This window comes from Streptomyces sp. NPDC012825 (genome assembly GCF_042900925.1).
GTDB lineage: Bacteria > Actinomycetota > Actinomycetes > Streptomycetales > Streptomycetaceae > Streptomyces.
This window is the reverse complement of sequence record NZ_JBIBBZ010000047.1, coordinates 1-1,366: the sequence shown is the minus strand read 5'-3', so window position 1 is coordinate 1,366 and position 1,366 is coordinate 1. Positions and strand designations below refer to the sequence as shown.

Here is a 1,366-nt window from a genome sequence, read left to right as displayed (position 1 = left end):
CTGACCGAGGCCATCCAGCAGCACCGCTTCGACGCCGTCTTCGGCGGCGGGCGCCGCGACGAGGAGAAAGCCCGCGCCAAGGAACGCGTCTTCTCCCTGCGCGACGAGTTCTCCCAGTGGGACCCGCGCCGCCAGCGCCCCGAACTGTGGCAGCTCTACAACGGCCGCCACGCCCCCGGCGAACACGTCCGCGTCTTCCCGCTGTCCAACTGGACCGAACTGGACGTGTGGCAGTACATCCAGCGCGAGAACATCGAACTGCCCGACATCTACTTCGCCCACGAGCGCGAGGTGTTCGCCCGCAACGGCATGTGGCTGACGGCCGGCGAATGGGGCGGCCCGAAGGAGACCGAGACGGTCCAGACCCGCCTGATCCGCTACCGCACCGTCGGCGACATGTCCTGCACCGGCGCCGTCGACTCCGACGCCACCACCCTGGACGCGGTGATCGCCGAGATCGCCGCCTCCCGGCTCACCGAGCGCGGCGCCACCCGCGCCGACGACAAGATGTCCGAAGCCGCGATGGAAGACCGCAAGCGCGAAGGGTACTTCTAATGAGCACCTCCACCCAGCAGCCGGCCGACCTGCCGGCGGCCACCACCCTGCTGCGCTTCGCGACCGCCGGCTCCGTCGACGACGGCAAGTCCACCCTGGTGGGCCGGCTCCTGCACGACTCCAAATCGGTCCTCACCGACCAGCTGGAAGCCGTCGAACACGCCTCACGCTCCCGCGGCCAGGAAACACCCGACCTGGCCCTGCTCACCGACGGCCTGCGCGCCGAACGCGAACAGGGCATCACCATCGACGTCGCCTACCGCTACTTCGCCACCCCCCGGCGCCGCTTCATCCTCGCCGACACCCCCGGACACGTGCAGTACACCCGCAACATGGTCACCGGCGCCTCCACCGCCGAACTGGCCGTGGTCCTGGTCGACGCCCGCAACGGCGTCGTCGAGCAGACCCGCCGGCACGCCGCCGTCGCCGCCCTGCTCCGCGTCCCCCACGTCGTCCTGGCCGTGAACAAGATGGACCTCGTCGACCACGCCGAACCCGTCTTCGCCGCCATCGCCGAGGAATTCACCACATACGCCAAGGAGCTGGGCGTCCCGGAGATCACCGCCATCCCCATCTCCGCACTCGCCGGCGACAACGTCGTGGAACCCTCCGCCAACATGGACTGGTACGGCGGCCCCACCGTCCTGGAACACCTGGAAACCGTCCCCGTCAGCCACGACCTGACCACCTGCCACGCCCGCTTCCCCGTCCAGTACGTCATCCGCCCCCAGACCGCCGAACACCCCGACTACCGCGGCTACGCCGGACAGATCGCCGCCGGAACCTTCCACGTCGGCGAAGAAGTCACCGT

The 1,366-nt window shown here is 69.6% G+C and carries 2 protein-coding genes; both read left to right on the top strand.

Annotation, left to right across the window (positions count from 1 at the left end; genetic code table 11):
- Positions 1 to 555 (top strand): sulfate adenylyltransferase subunit CysD (cysD, locus tag ACFY7E_RS32845; protein ID WP_389491504.1); only part of this gene is annotated, 555 nt, incomplete at its 5' end.
- On the top strand, positions 555 to 1,366 hold an 812-nt coding region (locus ACFY7E_RS32840), incomplete at its 3' end, for a sulfate adenylyltransferase subunit 1 (RefSeq protein WP_389491501.1). The genes cysD and ACFY7E_RS32840, both read left to right, overlap by 1 nt.